The sequence below is a fragment of the Ensifer sp. Root31 genome (genome assembly GCF_001424825.1).
In the GTDB taxonomy this organism is placed as follows: Bacteria; Pseudomonadota; Alphaproteobacteria; order Rhizobiales; family Rhizobiaceae; genus Ensifer; species Ensifer canadensis.
This window is the reverse complement of the sequence record NZ_LMCO01000066.1, coordinates 56,069-77,870: the sequence shown is the minus strand read 5'-3', so window position 1 is coordinate 77,870 and position 21,802 is coordinate 56,069. Positions and strand designations below refer to the sequence as shown.

General features: G+C 60.4%; 20 protein-coding genes. 18 read left to right on the top strand and 2 right to left on the bottom strand.

What is annotated here, in order from left to right:
* Nucleotides 1-4 precede the first annotated feature (4 nt).
* The 18 genes from ASD00_RS34660 to ASD00_RS34575 all read left to right on the top strand — a co-directional run bounded on the left by ASD00_RS34660 (nucleotide 5) and on the right by ASD00_RS34575 (nucleotide 20,563).
* Entirely contained in the window at nucleotides 5-1,132 is a 1,128-nt protein-coding gene (locus ASD00_RS34660) for an NADH-quinone oxidoreductase subunit E (protein ID WP_025426585.1), read from the top strand.
* 11 nt (nucleotides 1,133-1,143) lie between these two features.
* Nucleotides 1,144-2,448: an NADH-quinone oxidoreductase subunit NuoF gene (nuoF, locus tag ASD00_RS34655; protein WP_025426586.1), complete on the top strand. Its 1,305-nt coding sequence runs from the start codon at nucleotides 1,144-1,146 to the stop codon at nucleotides 2,446-2,448.
* Nucleotides 2,449-2,454: 6 nt separating this feature from the next.
* Nucleotides 2,455-3,129 (top strand): NADH:ubiquinone oxidoreductase, encoded by a 675-nt coding sequence (locus ASD00_RS34650; RefSeq protein WP_057211427.1) that lies wholly within the window; start codon nucleotides 2,455-2,457, stop codon nucleotides 3,127-3,129.
* Between the two features lie 103 nt (nucleotides 3,130-3,232).
* Nucleotides 3,233-5,305, top strand: a complete 2,073-nt coding sequence (nuoG, locus tag ASD00_RS34645; RefSeq protein ID WP_057211426.1) for an NADH-quinone oxidoreductase subunit NuoG — start codon at nucleotides 3,233-3,235, stop codon at nucleotides 5,303-5,305.
* A 20-nt stretch (nucleotides 5,306-5,325) separates the two neighbouring features.
* Complete coding sequence (gene nuoH, locus ASD00_RS34640; RefSeq protein WP_025426589.1) at nucleotides 5,326-6,369, top strand: NADH-quinone oxidoreductase subunit NuoH; 1,044 nt, start codon at nucleotides 5,326-5,328, stop codon at nucleotides 6,367-6,369.
* A 64-nt stretch (nucleotides 6,370-6,433) separates the two neighbouring features.
* Nucleotides 6,434-6,925: an NADH-quinone oxidoreductase subunit NuoI gene (nuoI, locus tag ASD00_RS34635; protein ID WP_025426590.1), complete on the top strand. Its 492-nt coding sequence runs from the start codon at nucleotides 6,434-6,436 to the stop codon at nucleotides 6,923-6,925.
* A 137-nt stretch (nucleotides 6,926-7,062) separates the two neighbouring features.
* Nucleotides 7,063-7,677 (top strand): NADH-quinone oxidoreductase subunit J, encoded by a 615-nt coding sequence (locus ASD00_RS34630; protein WP_025426591.1) that lies wholly within the window; start codon nucleotides 7,063-7,065, stop codon nucleotides 7,675-7,677.
* Between the two features lie 28 nt (nucleotides 7,678-7,705).
* Nucleotides 7,706-8,014 carry an NADH-quinone oxidoreductase subunit NuoK gene (nuoK, locus tag ASD00_RS34625; protein WP_025426592.1) on the top strand — a complete coding sequence of 103 codons (309 nt, stop codon included), beginning with the start codon at nucleotides 7,706-7,708 and terminating at the stop codon, nucleotides 8,012-8,014.
* A 7-nt stretch (nucleotides 8,015-8,021) separates the two neighbouring features.
* The gene (gene nuoL, locus ASD00_RS34620; protein WP_057211425.1) at nucleotides 8,022-10,016 is read left to right on the top strand and encodes an NADH-quinone oxidoreductase subunit L; all 1,995 of its coding nucleotides are present in this window, start codon (nucleotides 8,022-8,024) and stop codon (nucleotides 10,014-10,016) included.
* A complete protein-coding gene (locus tag ASD00_RS34615) occupies nucleotides 10,016-11,527 on the top strand; it encodes an NADH-quinone oxidoreductase subunit M (protein WP_057211424.1) in 1,512 nt (503 codons plus the stop codon). Before nuoL ends, ASD00_RS34615 begins: the two co-directional genes overlap by 1 nt.
* Nucleotides 11,528-11,546: 19 nt before the next feature.
* A complete protein-coding gene (gene nuoN / locus ASD00_RS34610) occupies nucleotides 11,547-12,992 on the top strand; it encodes an NADH-quinone oxidoreductase subunit NuoN (protein ID WP_057211423.1) in 1,446 nt (481 codons plus the stop codon).
* Nucleotides 12,992-13,756, top strand: coding sequence for a biotin--[acetyl-CoA-carboxylase] ligase (locus tag ASD00_RS34605; protein ID WP_162249774.1), 765 nt, complete (start codon nucleotides 12,992-12,994; stop codon nucleotides 13,754-13,756). The genes nuoN and ASD00_RS34605 overlap by 1 nt, the downstream gene beginning before the upstream one ends.
* A 24-nt stretch (nucleotides 13,757-13,780) precedes the next feature.
* Entirely contained in the window at nucleotides 13,781-15,448 is a 1,668-nt protein-coding gene (locus ASD00_RS34600) for a ribonuclease J (RefSeq protein ID WP_025426597.1), read from the top strand.
* A 69-nt stretch (nucleotides 15,449-15,517) separates the two neighbouring features.
* Nucleotides 15,518-15,922, top strand: a complete 405-nt coding sequence (gene mce / locus ASD00_RS34595) for a methylmalonyl-CoA epimerase (RefSeq protein ID WP_025426598.1) — start codon at nucleotides 15,518-15,520, stop codon at nucleotides 15,920-15,922.
* 228 nt (nucleotides 15,923-16,150) lie between these two features.
* Nucleotides 16,151-16,420 (top strand): DUF1467 family protein, encoded by a 270-nt coding sequence (locus ASD00_RS34590; protein ID WP_025426599.1) that lies wholly within the window; start codon nucleotides 16,151-16,153, stop codon nucleotides 16,418-16,420.
* A gap of 780 nt (nucleotides 16,421-17,200) precedes the next feature.
* Complete coding sequence (gene proS / locus ASD00_RS34585; protein WP_025426600.1) at nucleotides 17,201-18,529, top strand: proline--tRNA ligase; 1,329 nt, start codon at nucleotides 17,201-17,203, stop codon at nucleotides 18,527-18,529.
* A 20-nt stretch (nucleotides 18,530-18,549) separates the two neighbouring features.
* On the top strand, nucleotides 18,550-19,860 hold the full coding sequence (locus ASD00_RS34580) for a lipoprotein-releasing ABC transporter permease subunit (protein ID WP_025426601.1): 1,311 nt from the start codon (nucleotides 18,550-18,552) through the stop codon (nucleotides 19,858-19,860).
* A gap of 16 nt (nucleotides 19,861-19,876) precedes the next feature.
* Nucleotides 19,877-20,563: an ABC transporter ATP-binding protein gene (locus ASD00_RS34575; protein WP_025426602.1), complete on the top strand. Its 687-nt coding sequence runs from the start codon at nucleotides 19,877-19,879 to the stop codon at nucleotides 20,561-20,563.
* Nucleotides 20,564-20,626: 63 nt separating this feature from the next.
* Here ASD00_RS34575 and ASD00_RS34570 read toward each other — a convergent pair whose 3' ends face one another.
* A complete protein-coding gene (locus ASD00_RS34570) occupies nucleotides 20,627-21,094 on the bottom strand; it encodes a DUF5680 domain-containing protein (RefSeq protein WP_025426603.1) in 468 nt (155 codons plus the stop codon).
* 80 nt (nucleotides 21,095-21,174) lie between these two features.
* Nucleotides 21,175-21,744, bottom strand: a complete 570-nt coding sequence (locus ASD00_RS34565; protein WP_057211421.1) for a hypothetical protein — start codon at nucleotides 21,742-21,744, stop codon at nucleotides 21,175-21,177.
* Between the last annotated feature and the right edge of the window lie 58 nt (nucleotides 21,745-21,802).

Here is a 21,802-nt window from a genome sequence, read left to right as displayed (position 1 = left end):
AAGAATGTCTGTTCGTCGACTAGCCGAAGACAATGTTCAGCCGGCCGCATTCGCGTTCAATCGCGAAAACGCCGCTTGGGCAAAGAAGACAATCCAGAAGTATCCGAAAGGCCGTGAGCAGTCCGCGGTCATTCCGTTGTTGATGCGGGCGCAGGAGCAGGACGGCTGGGTAACGAAGGCCGCGATCGAATCGATCGCTGACATGCTCGGCATGGCCTATATCCGCGTGCTCGAAGTTGCGACCTTCTATACCCAGTTCCAGCTGAAGCCGGTCGGAACGCGCGCTCACGTGCAGGTCTGCGGCACGACGCCGTGTATGCTGCGTGGCGCCGAAGACCTGATCCGGGTCTGCAAGAGCAAGATCGCCCACGATCCTTTCACCCTCAACGAGAGCGGCACGCTTTCCTGGGAAGAAGTGGAATGTCAGGGCGCCTGTGTGAATGCGCCGATGGTCATGATCTTCAAGGACACCTATGAAGACCTGACGCCCGAGCAGCTCGAGCAGATCATCGACCGCTTCGATGCAGGCAAGGGTGCCGAAGTCGCCACCGGTCCGCAGATCGATCGTGTCTTCTCGGCGCCGGAAGGTGGCCCGACCACGCTCATGACGCCGGACGCGCCGGCCAGGAAGGCTCCCGCGAGCGCGAAGAAGGTCAGCGATGCGCCTGTTGTCAGCGTTCCGCCATCGAACGCTGCACGGGCAAAGACCGCTGCCAGCGAAACCAACGCCGCCGTGAAGACGCCGGCGACGGCGAAGAAGGAAGCGGCGGCAAACGCCAAGGTCGAGGGCGACACCGCCGACAAGTCGAAGCCCGCCAGGGCGGCCGACGTTTCCGGCAAGCCGTCGCTTGAAGACAAGAACCGCCCGGCAGGCATCGCTAGGCCGGCGGCTGTCGACGACCTCAAGCTGATCTCCGGCGTTGGCCCGAAGATCGAAGGCACGCTGCACGAACTCGGCATCTACACGTTCGCGCAAGTCGCGTCGTGGAAGAAGGCCGAGCGCGAATGGGTCGACAGCTATCTCAATTTCAAGGGCCGGATCGAACGTGACGATTGGGTCAAGCAGGCCAAGGCGCTCGCCAAGGGTGGCGAAGCCGAATACATCAGAGTTTTCGGCAAGAAGCCGCGGTAAAGAGGTGAACCATGCTCAGAGATGAAGATCGCATCTTTACCAATATCTACGGCCTCAAGGATAAGTCTCTCAAGGGCGCGATGAGCCGCGGCCATTGGGATGGCACCAAGCAGATCCTCGAAAAGGGTCGCGACTGGATCGTCAACGAGATGAAAGCTTCGGGTCTTCGCGGTCGTGGCGGCGCAGGCTTCCCGACCGGTCTCAAGTGGTCCTTCATGCCGAAGGAAAGCGACGGGCGTCCGCACTATCTGGTCGTCAACGCCGACGAATCCGAACCGGGCACCTGCAAGGACCGTGACATCATGCGTCACGATCCGCACACCCTGATCGAAGGCTGCGTCATCGCCAGCTTCGCCATGGGTGCGCACACCGCATACATCTACGTGCGCGGTGAATATATCCGCGAGCGCGAGGCGCTGCAGGCTGCGATCGACGAATGCTACGACGCCGGCCTGCTCGGCAAGAACAACAAGCTGGGCTGGGACATGGACATCTACGTCCACCACGGCGCCGGCGCCTACATCTGCGGCGAAGAAACCGCGCTGCTCGAAAGCCTTGAAGGCAAGAAGGGCCAGCCGCGCCTGAAGCCGCCGTTCCCGGCGAACATGGGTCTCTACGGCTGCCCGACGACCGTCAACAACGTCGAGTCGATCGCAGTTGCCCCGACGATCCTGCGCCGCGGCGCTGGCTGGTTCTCGTCGATCGGCCGTCCGAACAACGTCGGCACCAAGCTGTTCATGCTCTCCGGTCACGTCAACAAGCCGTGCACGGTCGAAGAAGCGATGGGCATCACCTTCCGTGAACTCGTCGACAAGCATGCCGGTGGCATTCGCGGCGGCTGGGACAACCTGCTGGCGGTCATTCCCGGCGGCGCATCGTGCCCGGTGGTCAAGGCGGAAGACATCATTGACTGCCCGATGGATTTCGACGGGCTTCGTGAAGTCAAATCGTCCTTCGGCACGGCGGCTGCCATCGTCATGGATCGCTCCACGGACATCATCAAGGCAATTGCCCGCATCTCGGCTTTCTTCAAGCACGAGAGCTGCGGCCAGTGCACGCCGTGCCGCGAAGGCACCGGCTGGATGTGGCGCGTGATGGAACGCATGGTGCAGGGCCGCGCCCAGAAGCGCGAGATCGACATGCTGTTCGACGTCACCAAGCAGATCGAAGGTCACACGATCTGTGCTCTGGGTGATGCGGCCGCCTGGCCGATCCAGGGCCTGATCCGCAACTTCCGTCCGGAGATCGAAAAGCGCATCGACGAATACACCCGCAACGCGACGTCGCACGGCGCGGTGCTGGAAGCGGCGGAGTAACGGGCCATGGCCGGCACACGCAAGGATGGACAGGTGAGGGGAGAGGCCGAGAGCGGCATTCCGTCCGCACGTCCGCTTGGCAGTGATCCGGCCGATCCGTTCGGCATGGCCGAATGGATGAAGACCATGCCCAAAGTGCCGCTGCATCCGCTGATGGCGCATCCGGCAGGCGCCGTGGCAGCTGCCACCGCGCTTGGTTTCGGTCTGTCGAGCCACATCGCCGGCGTTATGTTCGGCGCGATGCAGGGCGCCGTCGAAGCGCTGCAGAAGGGCTCGGCCTTGGCTGGCCAGATGCAGGCAGACGCCCCGGCTGAGGTCGTTCCGACCCAAGCAGCTCCGGTTCAGGCAGAAGCAATGCCGCAAGAGACGGTGAAGCCGGTAGTCGCCAAGAAAGGCGCGGTATCAAAGCCGAAGGCTGAGAACAAGCTGGCGGAGCGCGTGAAGGCGCCGGCAGCTTCGCGGTCCAAGACCCGCACCGCCGACGACCTCAAGCGGATTTCCGGCATCGGCCCGAAGCTCGAGCAGGTCCTGAACGGCAAGGGCATTCGCCGGTTCGCCGATATCGCCGCCTGGAGTGACGCCGACATTGCCCGCTTCGACGACGAACTGGGCTTTGGCGGACGTATTCTGCGCGACGACTGGGTAAAGCAGGCAAAGGCGCTGAAAGGCGCAAAAGAATAAGAGGCGGTGACCGGCAGAGGTCGCCACCGGCAAGCAGCATGGCTGTGTTGGAATTGTCCGTCGCCTCAAGGTGGACGGATGGAAGACAGGATTGAGTACGAAGATGGCAAAGCTGAAAGTCGACGGAAAAGAGATCGAGGTCCCGGATCATTTCACGCTGCTTCAGGCGTGCGAAGAAGCCGGCGCCGAGGTTCCGCGCTTCTGTTTCCATGAGCGGCTGTCGGTCGCCGGCAACTGCCGCATGTGTCTGATCGAGGTGAAGGGAGGGCCACCAAAGCCCGCCGCCTCCTGTGCCATGGGTGTGCGCGACCTTCGTCCGGGTCCGAACGGCGAGACGCCGGAAGTCTTCACGACCACACCGATGGTCAAGAAGGCGCGCGAAGGCGTCATGGAATTCCTGCTGATCAACCATCCGCTCGATTGCCCGATCTGCGACCAGGGTGGCGAATGCGACTTGCAGGACCAGGCGATGGCCTTCGGCATCGATAGTTCGCGCTACCAGGAAAACAAGCGCGCTGTCGAAGACAAGTATATCGGCCCGTTGGTCAAGACGGTGATGAACCGTTGCATCCATTGCACGCGCTGCGTCCGTTTCACCACGGAAGTGGCCGGCATTGCCGAACTCGGCCTGATCGGCCGCGGCGAAGACGCCGAGATCACTACCTATCTTGAACAGGCCATGACCTCCGAGCTTCAGGGCAATGTCGTTGACCTCTGCCCGGTCGGCGCGCTGACCTCCAAGCCGTTCGCCTTCACGGCGCGTCCGTGGGAACTGAACAAGACCGAATCGATCGACGTGATGGACGCGCTCGGTTCGGCCATCCGCGTCGATACCCGTGGCCGCGAAGTGATGCGCATCATGCCGCGCGTCAACGAGGACATCAACGAAGAGTGGATCTCCGACAAGAGCCGCTTCATCTGGGACGGCCTGAAGACTCAGCGTCTCGACCGTCCTTATGTCAAGAAGGACGGCCGTCTGCAGGCTGCAACGTGGAGCGAAGCGTTCCAGGCGGTCAAGGCTGCCGTTGCAGCGACCTCCGGCGACAAGATCGGCGCCATCGCCGGTGACCTTGCTTCCGTAGAAGAAATGTACGCGCTGAAGGAACTGCTTGCTTCGCTCGGTTCCGAAAACGTCGACTGCCGCCAGGATGGTGCAGCGCTCGATCCGTCGCTCGGCCGCGCCAGCTACATCTTCAACCCGACCATTCAGGGGATCGAGAGCGCCGACGCGCTGCTGATCATCGGCTCGAACCCGCGCTTCGAAGCATCCGTTCTCAACGCACGCATCCGCAAGCGTTACCGGATGGGCAATTTCCCGATCGCCGTCATCGGCGAGCGGGGTGAACTGCGCTACGAATACGAATACCTCGGTGCAGGCACCGACACGCTGGCCGAACTCGTGTCCGGCAAGGGCAAGTTCGCTGCGACCTTGAAGAAGGCGCAGCGTCCGATGATCATCATCGGCCAGGGCGCCGTTGCAGGGGAGGGCGGTGCCGCCGTTCTCGCCGCTGCCGCCAAGCTTGTCGGCGCAGTGACGGCCGACTGGAACGGCTTTGCCGTTCTGCACACCGCAGCGTCCCGCGTCGGTGGTCTCGACCTCGGCTTCGTCCCGGGCAAGAACGGCAAGACGGCCGCCGAAATGGTTTCGGCCACTGACGTTCTCTTCCTGCTCGGCGCCGACGAGATCGATCTTGCTGGCCGCAAGTCCGGCTTCACTGTCTATATCGGTTCGCATGGCGACAATGGCGCCCACGCTGCCGACGTCATCCTGCCCGCCGCCACCTACACCGAAAAATCCGGCACCTGGGTCAACACCGAGGGCCGCGTGCAGATCGGCAACCGTGCCGGCTTCGCTCCGGGCGACGCCCGCGAGGACTGGGCGATCATCCGTGCGCTCTCCGACGTTCTCGGCAAGAAGCTGCCCTTTGATTCGCTTGGCGAATTACGCTCGAAGCTTTACGCCGCGCAGCCGCATTTCGCCGATGTCGACGCGATTGCCGTCGGCAGTGGCGACGAAATTGCCGCACTTGCTCAAAAAGCCGGTGAGATGGGCAAATCCGTGTTTGCGTCTCCGGTCAAAGACTTCTATTTGACGAACCCGATAGCGCGCGCATCCGCCGTCATGGCCGAATGCTCGGCTTTGGCACGCAACAACTTCAAAGCTGCGGCGGAATGAGCGCGAGGGAATAGAGTATCATGGACGCTTTCGTTTCGACCTATGTCTGGCCTGCGATCATCATGGTCGCCCAGTCGCTGCTGCTGCTGGTCGCGCTGCTGCTTTTCATCGCCTACGTTCTGCTGGCCGACCGCAAGATCTGGGCTGCTGTCCAGCTTCGCCGTGGTCCGAATGTGGTGGGCCCCTGGGGTCTTTTCCAGTCCTTTGCCGACCTTTTGAAGTTCGTCTTCAAGGAGCCGGTGATTCCGGCTGGCGCAAACAAGGCAATCTTTCTGCTCGCGCCGCTCGTCTCCGTGACGCTGGCGCTCGCCGCCTGGGCGGTTATTCCGCTCAATGCCGGCTGGGTGATCGCGAATATCAACGTCGGCATCCTCTTCGTGTTCGCCATATCTTCTCTTGAAGTTTATGGCATCATCATGGGTGGCTGGGCGTCGAACTCCAAATATCCCTTCCTCGGCGCGCTTCGTTCTGCCGCGCAGATGGTGTCTTACGAAGTCTCGATCGGCTTCGTCATCGTCACCGTCCTGTTGTGCGTGGGTTCGCTGAACCTGACTGATATCGTCAATGCGCAGAGCAACGGCATCGGTACGAACTTGGGTCTGCCCGCATCGTTCCTCGACTGGCACTGGCTCGCACTGTTCCCGATGTTCATCGTGTTCTTCATTTCGGCGCTGGCTGAAACGAACCGCCCGCCCTTCGATCTGCCGGAAGCGGAATCCGAACTCGTCGCCGGCTTCATGGTCGAATACGGCTCCACGCCTTACATGATGTTCATGCTCGGCGAGTATGCCGCCATCTGCCTGATGTGCGCGCTGACGACCATTCTCTTCCTCGGCGGCTGGCTGCCTCCGGTTGACGTCTGGTTCCTCAACTGGGTCCCGGGCATCATCTGGTTCGTTCTCAAGGCATCCTTCGTGTTCTTCATGTTCGCGATGGTGAAGGCTTTCGTTCCGCGTTACCGCTACGACCAGCTGATGCGTCTCGGCTGGAAGGTCTTCCTGCCGATTTCTCTGGCAATGGTCGTGATCACTGCATTCGTTCTCAAGCTGACGGGAGCTGCATGATGCTGGCTTTCGCTCGGTTGCATACCGCTGGCCGCTCCCAGGCCGGCAAGTCTGGAGGTAAATGATGGCCGGTCTTTCGCAAGCCGTCAGCTCGCTGTTCCTCAAGGAATTCGTCGGCGCGTTCTTTCTGTCGATGCGCTACTTCTTCAAGCCGAAGGCGACGTTGAACTACCCCTTCGAAAAGGGGCCGGTCAGCCCGCGCTTCCGTGGCGAACACGCCCTGCGCCGTTATCCGAACGGCGAAGAGCGCTGCATCGCCTGCAAGCTCTGCGAGGCGATCTGTCCTGCCCAGGCCATCACCATCGAGGCCGGCCCGCGCCGCAACGACGGCACCCGCCGCACGGTGCGCTACGACATCGACATGGTGAAGTGCATCTATTGCGGTTTCTGCCAGGAAGCCTGTCCGGTCGACGCCATCGTCGAGGGACCGAACTTCGAATTCGCCACCGAGACGCGTGAAGAGCTGTACTACGACAAAGACAAGCTCCTCGCCAATGGCGACCGTTGGGAGCGGGAAATCGCACGCAACATCGCAATGGACTCGCCCTATCGCTGAGGCCGATGCGTGGTGTCGCCCTTCAAGGCGGCACATGTGAAACAGTTTGGGGCAAAGGCCGGACATCAGTCCGGCTTTGCCAGTGGAGTGGGGGCTGCAAGAGCCTCACGCCGTGCAAGACGAAAAAGGCACCGATCATGGGTCTGCAGGTTCTTTTTTTCTATCTCTTTGCCTTCATCGCGGTGGCATCGGCATTTATGGTCATTGCGGCCAGGAACCCCGTTTATTCGGTGCTGTTCCTGATCCTGACCTTCTTCAATTCGGCGGGCCTGTTCCTGCTGGCTGGCGCCGAGTTCCTGGCGATGATCCTGCTCGTGGTCTATGTCGGCGCGGTTGCGGTGCTCTTCCTGTTCGTCGTCATGATGCTCGATATCGATTTCGCCGAACTCAGAGCCGGCGTGCTTGAATATGCGCCCGTCGGTGCGCTGATCGGTCTGATCCTGGCTGCCGAACTGATCATCGTCGTCGGCGGCGCGACCTTCTCGCCGGAGATTGCCAAGGGCATCTCGATGCCGATCCCGGCGGTTGCCGACCGGACGAACACCGCCGCACTCGGCGACGTGCTCTATACCCACTACGTCTACTTCTTCCAGATCGCGGGCCTTGTGCTGTTGGTCGCCATGATCGGCGCCATCGTCCTCACGCTGCGCCACCGCACGAACATCAAGCGCCAGAGCATTCCGCAGCAGGTTGCCCGCACGCCCGAGACCGCCGTCGAGGTGATCACGGTCAAGCCCGGGCAGGGCATTTAATTCGGACGCGAGGTCGAGGAACCAAAAAATGGAAATCGGAATTTCCCACTATCTCACCGTCAGCGCCATCCTGTTCACGCTTGGTGTCTTCGGCATCTTCCTGAACCGGAAGAACGTCATCGTCATCCTGATGTCGGTCGAACTGATCCTGCTTGCGGTCAACATCAACATGGTCGCCTTCTCGTCGTTCCTGAACGACATCACTGGCCAGGTCTTTGCTCTGTTCATTCTGACCGTCGCGGCCGCGGAAGCCGCCATCGGGCTTGCAATTCTCGTCGTCTTCTACCGCAACCGCGGCTCGATCGCTGTTGAAGACGTCAACATGATGAAGGGCTGATTGGGCTATGGATACCATCATCAAGGCTATCGTCTTCCTGCCTTTGATTGGCTTTCTGGTCGCCGGCCTTTTCGGCACTTCGATCGGCGCCAAGGCTTCTGAATATGTCACCAGCGGACTGATGATCATCGCCGCCGCATTGTCGTGGTACGTCTTCTTCGACGTCGCGATGGGCGAGCAGGAACTGATCAAGGTTTCGGTGCTGCGCTGGATCCAGTCCGGCGGCTTCGACGTCGAATGGGCGTTCCGCGTCGACACGCTGACCGCAGTCATGTTCGTGGTCGTCAACACAGTGTCGACGCTCGTGCATGTCTATTCGATCGGCTATATGCACCACGATCCGCATCGTCCGCGTTTCTTCGCCTATCTGTCGCTCTTCACCTTCGCGATGTTGATGCTGATCACGTCGGACAACCTGGTGCAGATGTTCTTCGGCTGGGAAGGCGTGGGTCTCGCATCCTACCTGCTGATCGGCTTCTGGTATAAGAAGCCGTCGGCGAACGCGGCGGCGATGAAGGCGTTCATCGTCAACCGCGTTGGCGACTTCGGTTTCTCGCTTGGCATCTTCCTCGTCTTCGTGCTGTTCGGTTCGGTCAACCTCGAAACCATCTTTGCAGCAGCCCAGACCTACCTGCCGGCCGAAGGTGCCGCAGCAGGGGAGGCGGTTGTTACGCTGTTCGGCATGCACCTCGACAAGGCAGATGCCATCACGGCCGCATGCCTGCTGCTCTTCATGGGCGCGATGGGCAAGTCGGCTCAGTTCCTGCTGCACACCTGGCTTCCGGACGCGATGGAAGGCCCGACCCCGGTTTCGGCCCTCATTCACGCCGCAACCATGGTCACCGCCGGCGTCTTCCTTGTCGCTCGCATGTCGCCGCTGTTTGAGCTGTCGCCGACTGCACTGACGGTCGTCACGCTGATCGGCGCGATCACGGCCTTCTTCGCCGCAACCGTCGGTCTGGTCCAGAACGACATCAAGCGCGTCATCGCCTATTCGACCTGTTCGCAGCTTGGCTACATGTTCGTGGCCCTCGGCGTCGGCGCCTATGGCGCGGCCATCTTTCATCTGTTCACGCACGCCTTCTTCAAGGCTCTCCTTTTCTTGGGTGCAGGTTCGGTCATTCACGCCGTCGATGGCGAACAGGATATGCGTTACATGGGTGGCCTGCGGAAGCATATTAAGGTCACCTATTGGATGATGTTCATCGGCACGATCGCGCTCACCGGCGTCGGCATCCCCGGCACCGTCATCGGTACGGCCGGCTTCTTCTCGAAGGATGCCATCATCGAATCGACGTTCGCTTCGCACAGCATCGTTTCGGGCTTTGCCTTTGCGATGCTGGTGATCGCCGCTCTGTTCACCAGTTTCTATTCCTGGCGCCTGACCTTCATGACCTTCCACGGCAAGCCACGCGCTTCGTCGGATGTCATGCATCACGTCCATGAATCACCTCAGGTCATGCTGGTGCCGCTCTACATCCTGGCTGCCGGTGCTCTGCTCGCAGGCTTCCTGTTCCACGACCACTTCTTCGGCGAGGGCTATGCCGAGTTCTGGAAGGGTGCGTTGTTCACCTCGGCTGAAAACGAAATCCTCCATGAGTACCACCACGTTCCGCTGTGGGTTAAGTGGAGCCCGTTCTGCGCCATGGCGCTTGGTCTCTTCACGGCCTGGTACATGTACATCCGTCGGCCTGAGCTGCCGAAGTACCTGGCGGAACAGCATCGCGGCCTCTACCAGTTCCTGCTCAACAAGTGGTACTTCGACGAGCTATACGACTTCCTGTTCGTACGCTCGGCCAAGCGCCTCGGCGTCTTCCTGTGGAAGGAAGGCGACGGCCGGGTCATCGACGGCCTTGGCCCTAACGGAATTGCGGCACGCGTGCTTGATGTCACCGATCGTGTGGTCCGGCTGCAGACCGGTTACCTCTATCACTACGCGTTCGCCATGCTGATCGGCATTGCTGCGCTCGTTACATGGATGATGCTCGGGAGTTCCTTCTGATGACCGATTGGCCCGTACTTTCCGCGGTCACCTTCATGCCGCTCGTCGGCGTCCTGCTTCTCTTGCTGACAAGAGAAGACAGCGCCTACGGCCGCCGCAACATCCTGAACGTATCGCTGCTGACGACGCTCTTCACGTTCGCCGTGTCGGTCTATATCTGGTACCAGTTCGATAGCTCGAACCCGGGTTTCCAGATGACCGAGAAGCACGAATGGCTCGGCACCGGGATTTCCTATCATCTCGGCGTCGACGGCATCTCGGTGCTCTTCGTCGTTCTCTCTGCCTTCCTGATGCCGTTCTGCGTGCTCGCAAGCTGGTTCTCGGTCGAAAAGCGGCTGAAGGAATACATGATCGCGTTCCTGATCCTGGAAACGTTCATGATCGGCGTGTTCGTGTCGCTCGACATCGTGCTGTTCTACGTGTTCTTCGAAGCCGGCCTCATTCCGATGTTCCTCATCATCGGTGTCTGGGGCGGCAAGGATCGCGTCTATGCGAGCTACAAGTTCTTCCTCTACACGCTGCTCGGCTCGGTGCTGATGTTGCTCGCCATCATGGCGATGTACTGGCAGGCCGGTACCACCGACATCACTGAACTTCTCGCCTACAACTTCCCGCGTGAGATGCAGACGTGGTTATGGCTCGCCTTCTTCGCTTCCTTCGCGGTGAAGATGCCGATGTGGCCGGTGCACACCTGGCTTCCCGACGCGCACGTTCAGGCGCCGACGGCGGGTTCGGTCATCCTGGCCGCCATCCTCCTGAAGCTTGGCGGTTACGGCTTCGTGCGCTTCTCGCTGCCGATGTTCCCGCTGGCGTCCGACTATTTCGCGCCCTTCGTCTTCACGCTGTCGGTCATCGCGATCATCTACACCTCGCTGGTGGCGATGATGCAGACCGACATCAAGAAACTGATCGCCTATTCGTCCGTCGCACATATGGGTTACGTGACGATGGGTATCTTCGCGGCCAATACGCAGGGTGTTCAGGGTGCGATTTTCCAGATGCTGTCGCACGGCATCGTCTCCGGCGCGCTCTTCCTTTGCGTCGGCGTCGTCTATGACCGGCTGCACACCCGCGAGATCTCGGCCTATGGCGGCCTCGTCAACAACATGCCGAAATACGCCGTCGCCTTCATGGTGTTCACCATGGCCAACGTCGGCCTACCCGGCACATCAGGCTTCGTCGGCGAAGTGCTGACGCTCGTCGGCGTCTTCCGCGTCAATACCTGGGTTGCGTTCTTTGCAACGAGCGGCGTTATTCTCTCGGCTGCCTACGCGCTCTGGCTCTACCGCCGAGTGATCTTCGGTGCGCTGGAAAAGGAAAGCCTGAAGGCTCTGCTCGATCTTTCGGCTCGCGAGAAGGCGATCCTTTACCCGCTGGTGATCCTGACGATCTTCTTCGGTGTCTATCCGGCGCCGATCTTCGATGCGACCGCAGCCTCCGTGGATCTGCTCGTCAACAACTACTCCGCAGCCCTGCAGGCAGCGCAAAACGTTGCGCTTTCGGTGCAATGACCACAGGACGTGATTGGACATGACTGCTGAAATCCTCCTCGCTAGCCTGCAGCTCTCGATCCCCGAGTTGATCCTCGCGGTCGGCGCGATGGCGCTCTTGATGATCGGCGTGTTCGCCGGTGAAAAGTCGACCTCGACCGTCACCGGCCTTGCGGTTGCCCTTCTCATCATCGCCGGCCTCTGGCTCGTCCTGAAGACGGGCGAGGGCGAAGCTTACGGCGGCGCCTTCCTGTCCGATCCCTTCGCCAAGTTCATGAAGGTGCTGGCGCTGATCGGCTCGATCACCGCCATGGTGATGACGGTCGGCCATGCCCGTTCCGCGCAGATCGATCGTTTCGAGTTCCCGGTGCTGCTGGTGCTCGCCACCCTCGGAATGCTCCTGATGATCTCGGCCAACGACCTGATGTCGCTGTACCTGTCGCTGGAATTGCAGTCGCTGGCGCTCTACGTCGTAGCCGCCATCAACCGTGACAGCATCCGTTCGACGGAAGCCGGCCTGAAGTATTTCGTCCTCGGCGCGCTGTCTTCGGGCATGCTGCTTTATGGCATGTCGCTGGTCTACGGCTTCACCGGCCACACCGGCTTTGACGAGATTGCCGCTGCATTGACGACTACGGGCACGCCGTCGCTCGGCCTGATCTTCGGACTGGTCTTCATCCTTGCCGGCCTTGCATTCAAGATTTCTGCCGTTCCGTTCCACATGTGGACGCCGGATGTTTATGAAGGTGCGCCGACGCCGGTCACCGCATTCTTCGCCGCGGCCCCGAAGGTTGCCGCCATGGCCATCTTCGTTCGCATCGTCATCAACGCGTTCGAGCCGGTCGTTGTCCAGTGGCAACAGATCGTCGTCTTCATCTCGATCGCTTCGATGCTGCTCGGAGCCTTTGCGGCGATCGGCCAGAAGAACATCAAGCGCCTGATGGCCTATTCCTCCATCGGTCACATGGGCTACGCGCTCGTCGGTCTCGCCGCCGGCTCTATGGCGGGCGTTCGCGGCGTTCTGCTCTACATGCTCATCTACATGGTCATGACGCTCGGCACCTTCGCCTGCATCCTCGCCATGCGCCGCAAGGATGGCGAGAACGTCGAAAGCGTCGACGATCTCGCTGGCCTGTCGCAGACCAACCCCTTCATGGCCACGGTCCTTACCATCCTGATGTTCTCGCTCGCCGGCATCCCGCCGATGGCAGGCTTCTTCGGGAAGTACTTCGTGTTCATGGCGGCTATCGAAGCCCATCTCTATGCGCTTGCCATCATCGGCGTGCTCGCTTCGGTCGTCGGCGCCTACTACTACCTGCGTGTCATCAAGGTGATGTGGTTCGACGATGCCAAGGGCGAGTTTGCCCGGACGGCCGGCGAGCTTCGCCTGGTTTTCGGTCTCTCGGGCCTGTTCGTGCTTGGCTACGTCCTGATCGGTGGTCCGCTCGGCAACGCCGCTGAAGTCGCGGCTCGGACCTTCTTTTGATAGGCCTTGAAGGCGGCGGCCGGGTTTCGCTCGACGATTTCCGGCACGTCGCTCTCAATGAAGTCGGTTCGACCAACAGCGAATGCCTGGTGCGGGCGCGCGAGGGGGACAGGGGAAATCTCTGGATCACCGCCGCCCGCCAGACAGGTGGACGTGGTCGACGCGGTAGGGCCTGGTTTTCAGAGCCCGGCAATCTCTATGCTTCGCTCCTCTTGATCGAGCCGGCTCCGATCGAGCTGCTGCACTCGCTGCCGCTGGCAGTGGCAGTGGCGGTTCACAGGGCCATCCGACAGGTAATGCCGCTGGCCGGCGCTCCGGTCGAGATCAAATGGCCGAACGATATCCTCATCGACGGCAAGAAGACTTGCGGCATCCTGCTTGAAGGCGAGAGTCTTGCAGACGGACGTCGCGCGCTGGTCATCGGCTGCGGCATCAACATCGCCGTCATGCCCGACGAGGCACTCTACCCGGTGACTTCGCTTCGCAACGAAGGGGCGTCGGTATCGCCGGACGACTTGTTTGCCCACCTTTTCCTGACCATGGCCGAAACGCTCTCCGTTTGGGACCAGGGCAGGGGTGTGGCACACATCATAGACCAATGGCGGGCGGCAGCGCGCGGCATCGGCGAGACCATTACGGTGAACCTGCCGGATCGGTCGCTTTCCGGCCGCTTTGCCGGTATTGATCAGGACGGCCGGCTGATGCTCGATACGGGCTCGGACACGATGCAGACGATCGCCGCCGGCGACGTATTTTTCGGATAATCAAAACAAGGGCGCATCAAAAACATGGCGCAAGAAGAAGAACTGGTGTTCTTGCCGCTCGGCGGCGTCGGTGAAATCGGGATGAACCTCGGCCTCTATGGCTATGGCAAACCCGGTCATCGACAGTGGATAATGGTCGATTGCGGCGTCACCTTCCCGGGGCCGGAGCTGCCGGGAGTGGATCTGGTTCTGGCCGATATCAGTTTCCTGGCGGAAGAACGCCGCAATCTCAAGGGCATCATCATCACCCATGCCCACGAGGATCACTATGGTGGTCTCAACGATCTTTGGCCGGGGTTGAACGTACCGGTCTATGCCTCGCCGTTTACCGCGGGCATGCTTGAGGCGAAACGCGACTTCGAAAGGAGCCGCGGCGAAATCCCGATAACGATCTTCAAGCAGGGCGACCGCATCAATGTTGGCCCGTTCGAAATCGAAGCGGTCGGCGTCAACCACTCGATCCCCGAGCCGATGTCGCTGATCATCCGCACGCCGCTTGGCGCGATCGTTCACACCGGCGACTGGAAGATCGATCTTCAGCCGTCGCTCGGGCCCCTGACCGACGAGCAGCGCTTCCGCAAGATCGGTGACGAGGGCGTGCTGGCGCTGGTCTGCGATTCGACCAATGCGCTTCGTGACGGGGTCTCGCCGTCCGAGCAGGAGGTTTCGGCAAGCCTGACGCAGATCATCTCCAAGTCTGAAGGACGTGTGGCGATCACCACCTTCTCTTCCAATGTCGGGCGCATCCGTTCGATTGCGGAAGCTGCGGAAGAGGCGGGCCGCGAGGTGTTGCTTCTCGGCAGCTCGATGAAGCGCGTCGTCGCCGTCGCCCGCGATCTCGGCCTGATGGAAGGCATCAAGCCTTTCCTCGCCGAAGACGAGTTCGGCTATGTGCCGCGCGACAAGGTCGTGGTGATCCTGACCGGTAGCCAGGGCGAACCCCGTGCCGCACTTGCCAAGATCGCCCGCGACGAGATGCGCAACGTCGCCTTTTCCGCCGGCGATACGGTCGTGTTTTCGTCGCGTACCATTCCCGGTAACGAGAAGGCGATCAACGACATCAAGAACGGCCTGATCGAGCAGGGCATTCACATCATCACCGACAGTGAAGCGCTGGTGCATGTGTCGGGCCACCCGCGTCGCAGCGAGCTGCAGCAGATGTACCAGTGGGTCCGTCCGCAGATCCTCGTGCCGGTGCATGGTGAGGCCGCACACCTGACGGCGCATGCCGAACTTGGCCTGCAGTCGGGTATCGCCAGCGTTCCGCGGCTTCGCAACGGCGATATGCTGCGGCTGGCGCCAGGTCCGGCCGAAGTCATCGACACTGCGCCGCATGGCCGGATCTACAAGGATGGCTCGCTGATCGGTGATTTCGAGGAAATGGGCATCGGTGAGCGGCGCAAGCTCTCCTTTGCCGGACATGTCTCAGTCAACGTCGTGCTCGACAACCGCTACGATTTCCTCGGTGATCCTGACCTCGTTGCCATCGGCTTGCCCGAGTTCGACGACGAGGGCGAGGACATGGAAGACACGCTCTATGACGCCGTGCTCGGTGCTGTCGAAAGCATCCCGCGTGCCAAGCGCAAGGATCTGGCCATGCTGCAGGAGGCGGTGCGCCGCGCCGTGCGTAGCACCGTCAACCAGATCTGGGGCAAGAAGCCCGTGGTGACCGTGTTCGTCACCAAAGTCTGATTTCCTTCAGGCTCCCGGCGCTGTAGACGTCCGGGGGCTTGAAAACAGCCCGAAGGTTGGAGGATCGCGATGCTTGGACGTGTAAACCATGTGGCAATCGCCGTGCCGGATCTGGCATCCGCTGCTGAGGGCTACCGAGTGACGCTCGGCGCTTCGGTGACCGAGCCGCAAGCCTTGCCCGAGCACGGTGTCACCGTCGTTTTCGTCGCGCTTCCCAACACCAAGGTCGAACTGCTGGAGCCGCTCGGCGATGCCTCGCCGATTGCGGCGTTTCTCGCCAAGAACCCGTCCGGCGGCATGCATCACATTTGCTACGAGGTCGAGGACATCATTGCTGCCCGTGACACGCTGAAGGCGTCCGGCGCGCGGGTTCTCGGTGACGGCGAGCCGAAGATCGGCGCTCACGGCAAGCCGGTGCTTTTTCTGCACCCGAAGGATTTTCAAGGCACGTTGATCGAGCTTGAACAGGTGTGACAGTTGACCGCGCGATGCCGGTTTGTGTGATCGCGCCGGTGGCGTTATAAGCGGGCTACAGCGCCGCGCGTCAAGCTTGACGCGCGGCGCTGTAACACTTTAAACTTGCTGCATAATTTTCTCCTTAAATCGATGCCGATTTAAGGAATTATGCAGTAGAATATCGCGAGGATCGTTCCGTTGAGGGCCAGTAGCCAGTTCGGGACAGGTCTTCATCAGGAGCCGGAAATGCCGCTTTTTTCAACCTTTGCCATCTACTTCATTATCTGGTGGCTGACGCTGTTTGCAGTGCTGCCGCTTGGCGTGCGCACGCAGGCGGAGGAAAACGAGGTGGTGCCCGGCACTGTCGAAAGCGCGCCGGCGCGGTTCCGTGCCAAACGGGTCATCCTGCTGACAACTGCAATCGCGGCGGTCATCCAGCTTGCCTGGTACATTGTGTCGGTGCGGCTCGGCTACGGCATCGACAGCATTCCGCGCTTCTATCCGAAGTTCTATTGAGCCAAGCATCGGCAAGCATGTGGGCGCTCGGCGTCTAGGGATATCGAGTGATCGTGTCCGCTTCCTCACAATCCCCAGTTAAGTATTATCGATTTACCGCTGCACAGGCCCGTAGAGTTCTCTCGGGTGCCTCTCTGCGCGAAACCCGGGCAATCCTACGATTGACCGCCCCGAAATTGACATAGTTCAAGAAAGCCCGGGTGCTCCGATGAGGGTTCGCTTGGCGAAAGGCAAAAAAAAACAAGGCTAAAAGCCTTGTTTTTCAAGTATCGCGTGATCTTTAATCCGTTTCCGGCGGCAGCGACGAAGCGCGCCTAAGATCTTATCCTCCCAAGACTTGACCGCGAAAGTAGGCAAGAATTTAGACTTCATGCCTGTTTTGTGAGCCGAAATTAGCCCAAACATTGGGCGATGTCACCTTATTTTTTTGCATTTTTGCTACAGTTGGATAAAATTTCTCCGTTGACAAGCATCGTCGCAATACTGTTACTACCGTGCTCTTTTGACGCAGCTTTTGGCTTGTCGGTTCTCCTTCGAATCTCTCGATCCACTCTGTGTGGTTCCTTCTGCAAGCAGGGTTTTCATCCGGGCGCGAAGCGGCTATGAACGCAGGGCTCGGAAAGGTTCCTGCCGACTTGTCGGTGACGGAAATTTGAGAGCCGACCCCAAGAAGCAATGGTCGCCTTTGCCTGTTTTCGGCGAGACCGGCGTACCTGAGCTCAACGTCATTTCGCCCGAATCCGTCGATAGTGCGACGTTCATCAAGTTCTGGAACCCGTCATGCGCCTGTCCCGCTTTTTCATGCCCATCTTGAAGGAAAATCCGAAGGAAGCGGAAATCGTTTCCCACCGTCTTATGCTCCGGACGGGCATGATCCGGCAGCAGTCCTCGGGGATCTATACCTGGCTGCCGTTCGGAAAGCGGGTTCTCGACAAGGTCAATGCGATCGTTCGCGAAGAGCAGAACCGCACCGGCGCGAATGAGCTTTTGATGCCGACGCTGCAGTCCGCCGAGCTTTGGCAGGAGAGCGGCCGTTATGACGCCTATGGCAAGGAAATGCTGCGCATCAAGGACCGCCAGGATCGGCCGATGCTCTATGGTCCGACCAATGAGGAAATGATCACGGATGTCTTCCGTTCCTACGTGAAGTCCTACCGCAATCTGCCGCTCAATCTCTACCATATCCAGCTGAAGTTCCGCGACGAGATCCGTCCGCGCTTCGGCACCATGCGCTCGCGCGAGTTCCTGATGAAGGATGCCTATTCCTTCGATCTCGACCGCGAAGGTGCCGAGCACGCCTATAACAAGATGTTCGCCGCTTACCTGCGCACCTTCTCGCGCATGGGGCTGCGTGCCATTCCGATGCGTGCCGACACCGGACCGATTGGCGGCAATCTCAGCCATGAATTCATCATTCTCGCCGAAACCGGTGAATCCGAAGTGTTCTGCCACAAGGACTTCCTCGGCTTCGATATTCCCGGCGAAGACACCAATTTCGATGATGTCGCTGGTCTGAAGACGATCTTCGACAAGTGGACCTCGCGCTACGCGGCCACGTCCGAAATGCACGACGAAGCGGCGTTCAACGAAGTCGCCGAAGGCGATCGCCTGTCGGCACGCGGCATCGAAGTCGGCCATATCTTCTACTTCGGCACCAAGTATTCCGAGGCGATGGGCGCGAAGGTTCTCGGTCCGGATGGCAAGGAACACGCGGTCCATATGGGCTCCTACGGCATCGGCCCGACACGGCTGGTTCCGGCGATCATCGAGGCGTCGCATGACGACAACGGCATCATCTGGCCGAAGTCGATCTCGCCGTTCGATGGTGTGATCATCAACATGAAAGCGGGCGATGCCGCTTGCGACGCAGCCTGCGAGACGCTCTATTCGAAGCTCGGCGCCGCAGGATTCGATGCGCTGCTCGACGATACGGACGACCGCGCCGGCGCGAAGTTCGCCTCTGCCGATCTTATCGGCGTACCTGTCCAGATCATCGTCGGACCGCGTTCTATCGCCAACGGCGAAGTCGAGCTCAAGGATCGCAAGACCGGTGAGCGCGAGACCATGACTGTCGAGGCAGCCCTCAACAAGCTGATCGCGACGAAGTAAGTGAGGCAAGGGGAGGCAGGATGACCGCCGTGACGGAAGATCAGGTGCAGGCCGCTGGCCAGTCTGCAAAGTCCGCCAGCCGCCCTTTTTCCGCCTTTGAGCGCATGGTCGCCTGGCGCTATCTGCGTTCGCGGCGCAAGGAAGCCTTCATTTCGGTGATCGCCGGCTTCTCCTTCATCGGCATCATGCTCGGCGTCGCGACGCTGATCATCGTCATGGCGGTGATGAACGGTTTTCGCACCGAGCTCATCTCGCGCATCCTCGGCATCAATGGCCACATGATCGTGCAACCGATCGACGGTCCGCTCAACAATTACCCCGACCTCGCCACCCGCTTTTCCGGTGTGAAGGGTGTGACGATGGCGATCCCGCTGGTCGAAGGCCAGGTTCTGGCCCAGGGCGTCGGCGATTCTTCGACCGGTGCGCTCGTGCGCGGCATCCGCGCCGATGACCTCAGCAAGATGAAGTCGGTCTCCGACCATATTCAATCCGGCGATCTCGTCGGCTTCGCCGCCGGCACCGGCGTGGCGATCGGTTCACGTATGGCTGAGCAGCTCGGCATTCAGGTGGGCGGCACGATCACGCTGACATCGCCGAACGGCGACGTCACGCCGATGGGCATGAACCCGCGGGTCAAGGCCTATACGGTCTCGGCAATCTTCGAGATCGGTATGTCGGAATATGATGCGTCGATCATCTTCATGCCGCTTGAGGAATCGCAGCTGTTCTTCAATGCCGAAGGCTTGGCCCAGCAGATCGAGATCTTCGTCGAGCACCCCGATATGGTCGACGATTTGCGCAAGCCGGTCGAGGACGCTGCCGAGCGGCAGATCTTCATCACCGATTGGCGCGACCGCAACAAGACGTTCTTCTCGGCGCTCGAGGTCGAGCGTAATGTGATGTTCATGATCCTGACGTTGATCGTTCTGGTCGCGGCGCTGAACATCATTTCCGGACTGATCATGCTGGTGAAGGACAAGGGGAGCGACATCGCCATCCTTCGCACGATGGGCGCGACCTCCGGCTCCGTCATGCGCATCTTCTTCATGACTGGAGCTGCCATCGGTGCGGCGGGAACCGTTGCCGGCGTGCTGCTCGGTGTCGTCGTCTGCCTGAACATTGAGTCCATTCGCCAATTCTTCTCCTGGATTTCAGGCACGACGCTGTTCAGCCCCGAGCTCTATTTCCTCAGCCAGTTGCCGGCAGATATGAACGCCGACGAGACGATCCTCGTCGTCGTCATGGCCCTCAGCCTGTCGTTCCTTGCCACGATCTTTCCGGCATGGCGCGCCTCGCGCCTCGATCCCGTGCAGGCCCTGCGGTACGAATGACAAGGACATCATCTGAATGAATGCGCGCGTGGCACTGCAGCTTTCGGGCATCGAGCGTAATTACGGGCAGGGGGACACCTTCCTCTCGATCCTCAAGGGCGCGGACTTCACGCTGAAAAGCGGCGAGACCGTTGCGCTTGTGGCGCCGTCAGGCACTGGCAAGTCGACGCTTCTGCATGTTGCGGGCCTGCTGGAGCGGCCGGATGGCGGAAAGGTCGTGGTCAACGGCGTGACCTGCGACGGTCTCAACGACGACAGGCGCACCGCTATCCGTCGCAACGAGATCGGTTTCGTCTACCAGTTCCATCATCTGCTTCCGGAGTTCACCGCTCTCGAAAACATCATGATGCCGCAGCTGATCGCCGGCCTTGGCAAGGCTGAGGCCGCCGAGCGTGCGCGGGCGCTGCTCGACTACATGCGTATCGGCCACCGCGCCGATCACCGCCCGTCGGAGCTTTCAGGCGGCGAACAGCAGCGCGTGGCGATCGCCCGCGCCGTTGCCAATGCTCCCTTGGTATTGCTGGCCGATGAGCCGACCGGCAATCTCGATCCGGAAACTGCGGGATACGTCTTCGAAGCGCTCGAAGCATTGGCTCGCCAGTCCGGTCTTGCAGCCCTGATCGCCACGCACAATCACGAGCTGGCATCGCTTATGGACCGGCGGGTGACGATCGAGGACGGCAAGGTCGTCGAGCTGAAATAACGCTCGCGTCAAAGCCCGTTTCCAATGGAGCGCGCGATATCAATGTGATGCGAAACCTTTAGTTTAAGGCACGATGAGGCCACCTCGATAGTCGAGTTCGTAGGCTTCGTCGCCGTCGACAAAGATGACTTCACGTCCGGAAAAGTGCCCGGTGTCGCCGCGGCTGTTGTCGATGTAGTAGCCGTAGGCGTGGCGATATTCCATTCCACCGAGAAAGTGCCGCTTCTCGCGATACATGGTATCGAGCGCGGCTTTGATGACGATGCCGGCGCGTTCCGCATCGATCAGATCGGGCCGGATGACGCGGCCGAAATAATTCATGGCCCAGCGGGTGTCGTCCTCGAACCAGACGGTTTCCTGTCCTGCGAAATCGGTCCCACCGAAGTAACTGTCGAGATACCGCCACCGGTCGCGTTGGTAGCCGATATCGCGCGAGCCCGCGCGCGATGGCGGGCTTGTTATCCCGCCACCGACATATGTCTTCGATTTGGCTTCCACGATGAAGTCTTTGAGCTGCTCGATGCTGGCCATGAGAACACCTTGTTTGTTCCCTGGCAGCATGCCGCGACATTCCGTCGATGTAAAGAACAAAAAGGGAACAAATAGCTCGATTAGATGCCGCAGGCGTGCTGGCCGCGGTCGTCGTTCCAGTCATCGAGAAGCACAAGCTCGCCTTTGGCGCTGACGGGCTTGTCGTTCGATTTGCCCTTGCCCGTCAGCACATTCAGGTTGCAGTGCGAGGTATTGTCGAGATTGAGCGTGTCATAGGACGAGTAGGTGTAGCCGCCGACGACAAAGTCGAAATTGCGATAGGCGATCGTCAGCTTCTGTTCCCAACGGTCACGCCCGACCGAATCGTTGTGGGTGGTAATCACCAGCGAACCATTCGGAAGCGCCGTGACGGACGGTGCCTGGCCGGCCATGCCGTATTGCCCCCAGACCTTGTTCGGAACGGCCGACTTGAGCGCCAGCGGGCCGTCTTCGCCGGCGAGATAGATATAGACGGCATTGTTCTCGTCTGTCCCGTCATCGGGCTTCACCAGCAGCGCCAGATCGCCAGCACCATTCTTGTCCCAGTCGCCTGTCGCGGCCGGGACAATGCGGCCGGGATCAATCGCCTCGGCGGCAAGGGCGAGGGAAGGAAGCAGAAAAACGAGAGGCAGGGTCAGGCGTGCAGTCATGTCGTTGTGCTCCGTGTGGTTGGTCCAGTCATAGGCGCGATGGACGGAGCGCTCAAGG